General features: G+C 60.5%; 9 protein-coding genes. 1 reads left to right on the top strand and 8 read right to left on the bottom strand.

Annotation, left to right across the window (positions count from 1 at the left end):
- The coding region (locus U9R81_RS13290; protein ID WP_322495924.1) for a ketopantoate reductase C-terminal domain-containing protein at positions 1-244 on the top strand (244 nt) is incomplete at its 5' end.
- Here U9R81_RS13290 and U9R81_RS13285 read toward each other — a convergent pair.
- The 8 genes from U9R81_RS13285 to U9R81_RS13250 all read right to left on the bottom strand — a co-directional run bounded on the left by U9R81_RS13285 (position 216) and on the right by U9R81_RS13250 (position 8,108).
- On the bottom strand, positions 216-959 hold the full coding sequence (locus U9R81_RS13285) for a response regulator transcription factor (protein ID WP_322495923.1): 744 nt from the start codon (positions 957-959) through the stop codon (positions 216-218). The two genes, U9R81_RS13290 and U9R81_RS13285, sit on opposite strands and share 29 nt — an antisense overlap.
- Complete coding sequence (locus U9R81_RS13280) at positions 922-1,551, bottom strand: sulfite oxidase heme-binding subunit YedZ (RefSeq protein ID WP_322495922.1); 630 nt, start codon at positions 1,549-1,551, stop codon at positions 922-924. The genes U9R81_RS13285 and U9R81_RS13280 overlap by 38 nt, the downstream gene beginning before the upstream one ends.
- 544 nt (positions 1,552-2,095) lie before the next feature.
- The gene (locus U9R81_RS13275; protein ID WP_322495921.1) at positions 2,096-2,470 is read right to left on the bottom strand and encodes a 2Fe-2S iron-sulfur cluster-binding protein; all 375 of its coding nucleotides are present in this window, start codon (positions 2,468-2,470) and stop codon (positions 2,096-2,098) included.
- 152 nt (positions 2,471-2,622) lie between these two features.
- The gene (locus U9R81_RS13270) at positions 2,623-3,972 is read right to left on the bottom strand and encodes a CheR family methyltransferase (protein ID WP_322495920.1); all 1,350 of its coding nucleotides are present in this window, start codon (positions 3,970-3,972) and stop codon (positions 2,623-2,625) included.
- Positions 3,973-3,974: 2 nt separating this feature from the next.
- A complete protein-coding gene (gene cheB, locus U9R81_RS13265) occupies positions 3,975-5,027 on the bottom strand; it encodes a chemotaxis-specific protein-glutamate methyltransferase CheB (RefSeq protein WP_322495919.1) in 1,053 nt (350 codons plus the stop codon).
- 7 nt (positions 5,028-5,034) lie between these two features.
- On the bottom strand, positions 5,035-5,478 hold the full coding sequence (locus U9R81_RS13260; RefSeq protein ID WP_322495918.1) for a chemotaxis protein CheW: 444 nt from the start codon (positions 5,476-5,478) through the stop codon (positions 5,035-5,037).
- Between the two features lie 3 nt (positions 5,479-5,481).
- On the bottom strand, positions 5,482-5,850 hold the full coding sequence (locus U9R81_RS13255) for a hypothetical protein (protein ID WP_322495917.1): 369 nt from the start codon (positions 5,848-5,850) through the stop codon (positions 5,482-5,484).
- A gap of 8 nt (positions 5,851-5,858) precedes the next feature.
- Positions 5,859-8,108 (bottom strand): hybrid sensor histidine kinase/response regulator, encoded by a 2,250-nt coding sequence (locus tag U9R81_RS13250; RefSeq protein ID WP_322495916.1) that lies wholly within the window; start codon positions 8,106-8,108, stop codon positions 5,859-5,861.
- Positions 8,109-8,193 lie beyond the last annotated feature (85 nt).

Below are 8,193 nucleotides of genomic sequence, written 5' to 3'. Positions count from 1 at the left end.
CAAAGACCCGTCGCTGTTGCGCGATCTGCGCGCCGGACGCACCCGTTCCGAGGGCGAGTTTCTCTACGGCGCGGTGGTTGCCGCCACGGCGGCGCACGGCCTTGCCGCGCCGGTCAATGCCGGGTTATGGCGAGTGTTAGGCGGGATCGCTCGCGGTGAGTTGGCATGGGACGATTACCGCGGCCAACCCGAACGGTTGTTGGCCGCGTGCAGCGTTACATCACCAGCGCATCGGACGGATTGATCCGGCGTGCGCCGGGGAAATCGACAAACCGGTACCCAACGCCGCGTTCAGTCAAAATGTATTTGGGGTTGGCCGGATCCTCTTCGATCTTTTGGCGCAGATAGGTAATGTAGAGGCGCAGATAATGGCTCTCGTCGCGGTATTCCGGCCCCCACACCTTGCTCAGCAGCATCTCGTGGGTCAGCACATAGCCGGCATTCTGCACCAAGTGGTAGAGCAGCCGGTACTCGGTTGGGCGCAGATTGACCCGCTTGCCGTCAACCAACACCTCGCGGCGGGCAAAGTCAATGCTGAGCCGGTTATCAACCTTGACCAGCGTCTGCGGGATAGGCGGCTGGGTGTAGTGGCGACGCAACACGGCCCGGATGCGGCTGACCAGCTCGCGTTGGCTAAAGGGCTTGCCGACATAATCGTCAGCGCCGAGTTCGAGGCCGCGCACCCGGTCTTCCTCCTCATCTTTGGCGGTGAGAATGATGACCGGCACCTGCGAAAAGCTGCGGATGCGGCGCAACGCCTCAAACCCATCCATCACCGGCATCATCACGTCCAGCAACACGATGTCGGGCATCTCTTCGCGCACCTTCTCGACCGCTTCGCGGCCATTGGCAGCGGTCGTGACCCGCATCCCTTCCAGCTCTAAATTCATGCGCATGAAGGTAATCATGCGCGGCTCGTCATCAACGACGAGTACGAGTTTGTCTTTGAGTTCGCTCATAGCGCCATTGTACCACGCGCTGCCAGCTTTGCCTAGTGGGGAGGCGGGCTAGCAGGAGCGCAGCCAGCAGTGCGCCGGCCAGCAGCGCCGGACGGGGGTCTTTGCTCAGCCAGAGGTAATGGGCCACTGCTAGCGCCGCGGCCAGATAGACCAGCCGGTGCAGTCGCCGCCACCACTGCTTGAGCCGCCGTTGCCAGCCGGCGGTTGAGGTGATGGCTAACGGTACGAGCAGTAGAAAAGCGAGAAAGCCGGCGATAATGTAGCGTTTTTCGATCACCGCTTGCGCGATCAGGTCAAGGTCAAGACCGTAATCTAGTGCAGCAAAGATGGCGAGGTGCAAACTGGCGTAACCAAAACTGTAAAGACCGAGCGGCTTGCGCCAGCGCATCACCGACTTCCAACCCAACCAGCGGTTCAGCGGCGTACACGCCAGCGACGCCAAGAGCAGCGCCAGCGCAAACCAACCCGTACGCTGGGTGAGGTATTGGATGGGGTTGGCTGTCAGCCGATCGCCGAGCGCGTCACCAATCAGCAACGCGAGCGGCAGCAGTCCGATCAGATGGAGTGCGAGGCGGGTAAAGGGAGCTGTCATAGTTATGTTAGTTAGCATAGATGCCGATCATGCCCCGACCCCAGCCCTCCCTAGGTGGGAGATGGTGTCACCTCCCCCTCCCCCGCTGGGGTTCAAGGGCGGACAGAACATCTGTCTGGAACCCGGCCCTTTAGGGCCGGGCTAGGGTTACGCAGCCCGCTGCGCGGGCTGATAACCCCCCAGTCCCTCCCCCGCTGGGGGAGGGGGGAAGGTGTACCGCGGAGGGCACGGAGGGTGATCAACATTTCCAACGTCTTCGCGCCCTCGGCGTCCTCGGCGGCTTTGCGTTTGGACCCTTTGCGGCTTTGCTTGCTCTGCGCCTTGGAGTGACGCCCCCACCCCCAGCCCCTCAACCCCGCTGGGGGAGGGGGAATTGTTAACCGCCGAGGGCGCGGAGGACGCAGAGGGTGAGACTCACACCAAAACTCTTTGCGCTTTTTGCGACCTTGGCGGCTTTGCGTTTGAACCCTTTGCGCCCTCTGCGTCCTTCGCGGAGCCGGACAGCCGTCCGGCTCTACAACGCAACGGTGGTCCTCGCGCAGGTTTAGCCCTGCGCTAACGTCGCCCGCGGATGGGTCGCCGGATCAGGGGTAACGGCTGGCTCCGGCGCCGGGCCGGTATCAGTCCAGCCTTGGCTCTCAAGAGTCATCGGCACTTCGGCAATGACCATATCACGGTCGCACATGATCTGGCAGGCGAGCCGGTATTGGCCCAACAGGCCACGCTCGCTGAGCTTAGCATATTCGGCGGCGGTCATCTCATCAGGTTCACCAGCGGCAAACGCCACCCGGCAGGTCGTGCAACGGGCATAGCCGCCACAGCGATGGCCAATCGCAATTCCGGCTTGCTCAATCGCTAACACTAAACGCGTACCGGGTTCAACAGTGATGGTACGGTCGCCAATCGTGACAATGGGCATGATCCCTCCGTAAGCAAGACGATTAACAATAGTAGTATATATTCAAACTACCATCAGTTTGGCATGGCGTCAATGCCGGCGCGTCATGGATCATGCCAGCCATGTTCTTGCTTGGTGGTGATGTCACACGAGGGCATGACTACAAACGCCACTCATCCACCGATGTGCTGCAACAAGAGGTTGAGATACGAACGCACCTCAGCGGCAGTGCCATCGTGGAACGGATCAACAATATGATCAGCGGGAAGCTGATCGAGGATCGTCGCTGCCTGTCGCAACGCGCGGCGGGCCGGGTCAGGTTGGCTCATCCGCACGAAGATCCCGGCCATACCGAGCAACCCCATCACAAAGTGCGGATCAAGATAGACACTCCGGCGATAATCGGCCAACGCTTCATCGAGAGCGCCGTGATGTTCGGCGATTTGGGCTTGCAGGTAGTAGGCCGGTGCAAAGAGTGGATACGCTTTTAGCAATGCTTGCACGTGGGTTTGGGCAGTGGGCCAATCACCGCGATCGGCAGCGGCGCGCGCCTGCTTTAACAACTCATCAGACGATGGCGGCGCCGGCGCTGGTTTCGCGGCCGGGAGCACAGGGCGAGACGGGGCCGGCAAGGGTGGCGGAGCGGGTTTGGATGCAACCGGCGGCACGACAGTGGTAGCCGGCGTAAATGGCGGTGCCTGCAACGGTTTGCGATAGAGCACGGCGCCGGGTGCATTGTGGGTTTCAAACTGGCGGTAGAGTTCGATATTCGGTTCGGCATGGCCAACGACCAGCCAGCCGCCGGGCGTCAGGGCATCGTACAGCCGCTGGACGATCTGTTGGGTGGTAGGTTCGTCGAAATAGATCAACACATTGCGGCAGAAGATGATATCGAAAGCTATAATGCCTGACTGCGGCGAAGGATAGCTCGGCTCGACGAGGTTGAGGTAAGCGAAGACGACATCGCGCTTAATCTCATCACGCAAGCGCCAGCGCCCGCTTTCGGGAATAAAGTAACGCTCGCGCACCCCATCAGGCGTCTCGCGAAACGACCAATTGCCGTAGAGCGCCTCGCGGGCGCGTTCGAGAAAGCGGAAGTTGATATCGGTCGCTAAAATGCTGATCTGCCACGGCGGATCGGCAGGCAACGCCTCGCGGAGGGTGATGGCCAGCGAATACGGTTCCTCACCGGTCGCACAGCCGGCACTCCACAACCGCACATACCGCACCATGCTGCGCCGCTGGATCAGATCGGGCAGGATGACCTCGCGCAAGGCGGCAAACTGGGCGGCATTGCGAAAAAAGTAGGTTTCGCCAATCGTGAGTTCGGCGATCACTTCGTTCCATGCGGCAGGCGAGCGTTCGATCAACGCCAGCAATTGGCCCGGCTCAGCCACACCGAGCTGTTGGGCAGCGCGTTGCAAACCGTAGGCCAGATCGGCCCGGCGCTGAGGCGGATAATACAGACCGGCCCGCTCACGCACAAGGCTGGCAAAGCGTTGGTAGAGATCGTCGCTCAACATGATCAATCCTTGCTCTGAGCCGAAGCGAGCAGGGCGGCAATCGACAGGCCCAACCGTTCGAGCGGCAATTCATGGCGCACCGCGCCTAGTGCCTTGGCCGCTTTCGGCATCCCATAGACGACGCACGACGCCTCATCTTGACCGAAGGTAATGCCGCCGGCAGCGGCCAATTCAGCCAAGCCGCGCGCGCCGTCCTCACCCATCCCGGTCATGATCACACCAATCGCCCGACTCCCATAGTGGCGGGCAACACTTGCAAACAGATAATCGCCGCTGGGACAATAGTGATCGGCATCAGTGCCGGCAATCACGCCAACCCTGCCCGGTTGGCTAATCACGAGCTGTAGATTGTCGTTCGGCAGATAGACGTGGCCGGGAATCAGCGGCAGTTCTTCGCTGACTACATGCACCGGTTGCGGGGCCACACTGCCTAGCCAGCCGGCGAGAGCCTGCGCGAAACCGACTGCCACGTGCTGGGCAATAACGACCGGAACCGGCAAGCGCGGGCCGAGGTCGGTGAGCAAGGTTTGCAAAGCGGCAGGGCCACCGGTTGACGAAGCAATGGCTACCAGTTCAACATTGGCAGTGGGAGTACGTGGCACGCGCACTGGTGTCGGGCGGGGCGGATGGCGAGTGACCACCTTCACCCCAGCCATGAGGCGCAGGGTGCGAATAAACTGTTCGCGGTCGGTGACGCTGGCCGGATCAGCCGGCCCAGCCGGTTTGCGCACCACAGCCAACGCGCCGGCAGCCAGCGCCGCCATTGCCCGCTGTTCAGCATCGCCGGCACTCGAACTAAACAACACGATTGGGGTTGGCTGATGTTGCATAATCTGGCGCGTCGCCTCATAGCCATCAAACACCGGCAAATGAATATCCATCGCCACAATATTGGGGCGGAGGCGCAGCGTCGATTGTACCGCTTCTTGGCCATTGGTTGCCGTACCAACCACTACGAGATCCGGCGTAGCCGCAAGATAGGCCCGGAGCAACTGCAACTGGCTCGGCGAATCTTCGACGAGCAACACCCGAATCGGCGCAGCATGTGATTTCATAACGCTCCTACGCAACCCGTGCCGGTGCGGCAACCGCCTGCGCATACATCGCTAATGCCTCTGGATCAAGTACCGGTATGATACCATCATGAGTGCGAAGCGATGCTGCCAGCACGTGACTGCCGAGCGCCAGCGGGATGAGATCGGCAGGCTGCGCTTGATAGACCCCAAACACCTCATCAACCAGCAAGCCGAGCTGCGGTTGATCCACATCTACTCCCAGAATCATCACCATGCTGTTCAGATGGATATTCACCGGCTGTTCGAGCAGATAATGTCCGATCAACACCGGGATCAGCCGACCATGGAAATCGAGCAGACCAGCGATAGCCGGCGGCGCACCGGCAACCGGGGTGATGGCCGGCAACCGCACCACCTGTTGCACAACTCTCAGAGCAAGAGCAAACATCTGATTGCCGGCGCGGAAGGTGACAAAGGTATGTGACATCATAAGCTACTCTGCGCGAATCTTCATCGCTAGATGGCAACCAATCGGCGACTGTTGCACCTTCACTTCATCAACCAGCGTATATGCCGTTTGCACGGCAGCTTGGCGAGCCACCCGATGATACGCCTCAATCTCCGTATCGCACTCGATCACCAGCGCGTGACGCCGATCGCCATCATCGCAGTGAATGGTAATCGTGCTACTGCTAAATTGATGAATCAACGCGCGCACGACTTCGCTCACTGCGGCGGTCACGCGCGCCTGCTGCGACGGCGTGAGCGCCATCGTCCGCGCGCACTGGCGCAACATCTGGCGGAGGAGGATGAGGTCAGCATCGCTGCTGACGGTGATTTGTTGTTCTCGGACGTGGTTCATAGCTCATCTCAGAGCAAGCGCGCGATGGTCGCCAACAGCGCCTGTTGGTCAAAGGCGCGCTTGACAATATACGCATCGGCGCCTGCCGCCAGCCCGCGTTCCCGGTCGGTTGGGCTATCGAGCGACGTCACCAACACGATCGGCAAGTGGCGGAGTTGCGGATCCAACCGAATGCGCTCAGTTAATTCAAAACCGTTCAGGCGCGGCATATCAACATCGCTCAGCACTAATTGGCAGCCGCCGTTGGCCTGTGCTGCGCGCAGTTGGTCAAGCGCCTCTTGACCGTTGGTGGCTAACAGCACCCGATAGCCAGCGGCCTCGAGAATGTTCTTTTCAAGTGTGCGTGTCGTGATAGAGTCGTCAACCACAAGGATGGCCGGCGCCTGCGCTGAAGCGACCGTTTTGTCCGGCAACGCCACGCCAAGGCGAGTCGCCATTGCGGCCCGGATCATATCAACCGGATCCAGAATCGGGGCCACACTGCCGTCGGCAAGGATCGCCGCGCCGCTCACAAACTGTACCCGCTGCAACGGGGCCGGCAGACGATGAACAACCAATTCCAGTTCTTCACTGATCGCATCCGCAAGGCAAGCGATTTGCCGCTCGTTCACACCAAGGATCAGTACCGGCTTGGCTTCATCCAGATCAATCGCGCTCTCGCTGTTCATCCCAAACAACTGTCCCAATGGAATCAGCGGTAATGGCCGTCCTTCCATCAACAACACGGCGCGCCCTTCCAACATCCGCACCCGTTCGCGAGTGGCCGGCACAATCCGCTGCAAACTATCCAGCGGGATGGCAAAGGTATGCTTCGCGACGTGGATCAGCAGACCATGAGAACGTTGCAAGGTCAGCGGCAAACTGAGCATGAACGTCGTGCCTTGGTCAAGCGTGGTCTCAACCCGGATCTGCCCACCCATCCGTTCAACGCTCGTGCGCACGACATCAAGCCCAACCCCGCGCCCTGATAATGCGCTGACGCTGCTTTTGGTTGAAAAACCGGGGACGAAGATCAGGTCGAGCAGAACGGTTTGATCAACCGTCTCTTGCTCACGAGTTAACAAGCCGCTGGCAATAGCTTGCTGGCGCACCCGTTCCAAATCAATCCCGGCGCCATCATCACTCAGCGTAATGACCAGCCGGTCACCAGTGGTAGCTGCGATGAGCTTCACCAAACCGGTGGGAGACTTGCCCTGCGCCTGCCGCACGTCAGGCAACTCGATACCGTGATCGATAGCATTACGCAGCAGGTGCAAACAAATCTCACGCACCTGATCGAGAACTTGTCGATCCGCTTCCGCGCCGCCGTCATCGATCACAAATTCAACCTCTTTACCGGCGCTGCGGGCCAACTCGCGCACGTGCAAACGCAACGGCCCGACAATCCCGCTGAGCGGCGCCATCCGAGTTTGTTGGACATAGGCTTGCAACCGGCCACTGATCGCGCTGAGACGGTCGTGGTCTTCGCGGGCGCGGGCAGCGACGCGACTTATCGCTGCGTTAAGCTCATCGATGAGCGCATTCGCCTGTTCTAGCGTCGTGACGATGGCTTGGGTGTCGTCGGTATCGGTTTTGCCAGAGGTATGCGGCACAGCGCGGCGCTGCACCCGGCGCACTACGGGCGCTGCGCGCCGCCACGCGCGTCGCCACCGTTCAAATTGGGGTGCTAACGCTTGCAGATCACGCGCCAACTGCCGTGAGCGTAAGGTACTGGTCAGCAATTCACCGACTTCGTGCATCAGGTTATCGAGAATGGCGACATCAACTCTGATACTCGTTTCCGCCGGAGTGGCCGGCGCCGCAACGGTGCGTGCAGGCGCTACCGGAACCGGTTCGGGCACCGGCGGCGCATCAGTCTGGGTGATGGCGGCCAATTGGGCTAATAGTGCGGCAAACGCCGCCTCATCAGCTACCGCGCCGGGCATGGCCTGATCCATCAATGCGCCGATCAGATCGAGCGCATGGTAGATCACATCGCAAATCTCAGCCGTCAAGGTCAGGCGTTGCTGGCGAAGCGCCGCAAAGACGTTTTCAATCTGATGGGCAATCTGCTCAACCGAGCGCACCCCGGCGGCGCGCGCGCCACCCTTCAGACTATGGGCGGCCCGGAACAGTTGGTCAATCGGTTCACGTTGCGGCGACTGTTCCGGCGCGCGCTCAAGGTCGAGCAAGATGTCAGCAATGGTCTGGCGATGTTCGGCCTGCTCGGCGCGAAAGACGGCCAGCACTTGCGCTTGAATATCGTCATTCGAAAGCATAGCAACCTCGCGCTACAACCGGTAAACAGCCACCGTCTGCTGCAACTTCTGCGCCAACGTGTGCAGGTCTTGGGCTGCCCGCTCG

The organism is Chloroflexus sp., from assembly GCF_034435895.1.
In the GTDB taxonomy this organism is placed as follows: Bacteria; Chloroflexota; Chloroflexia; order Chloroflexales; family Chloroflexaceae; genus Chloroflexus.
Note: the sequence above shows the minus strand (reverse complement) of the source record. Positions and strands in the feature narration are given on the sequence as shown.

Excerpts from the sequence above, each read along its gene's own strand:
- U9R81_RS13285 (WP_322495923.1), bottom strand. The coding sequence starts at position 959 with ATGAGCGAACTCAAAGACAAACTCGTACTCGTCGTTGATGACGAGCCG.
- U9R81_RS13280 (WP_322495922.1), bottom strand. The coding sequence starts at position 1,551 with ATGACAGCTCCCTTTACCCGCCTCGCACTCCATCTGATCGGACTGCTG.
- U9R81_RS13275 (WP_322495921.1), bottom strand. The coding sequence starts at position 2,470 with ATGCCCATTGTCACGATTGGCGACCGTACCATCACTGTTGAACCCGGT.
- U9R81_RS13270 (WP_322495920.1), bottom strand. The coding sequence starts at position 3,972 with ATGTTGAGCGACGATCTCTACCAACGCTTTGCCAGCCTTGTGCGTGAG.
- cheB (WP_322495919.1), bottom strand. The coding sequence starts at position 5,027 with ATGAAATCACATGCTGCGCCGATTCGGGTGTTGCTCGTCGAAGATTCG.
- U9R81_RS13260 (WP_322495918.1), bottom strand. The coding sequence starts at position 5,478 with ATGATGTCACATACCTTTGTCACCTTCCGCGCCGGCAATCAGATGTTT.
- U9R81_RS13255 (WP_322495917.1), bottom strand. The coding sequence starts at position 5,850 with ATGAACCACGTCCGAGAACAACAAATCACCGTCAGCAGCGATGCTGAC.
- U9R81_RS13250 (WP_322495916.1), bottom strand. The coding sequence starts at position 8,108 with ATGCTTTCGAATGACGATATTCAAGCGCAAGTGCTGGCCGTCTTTCGC.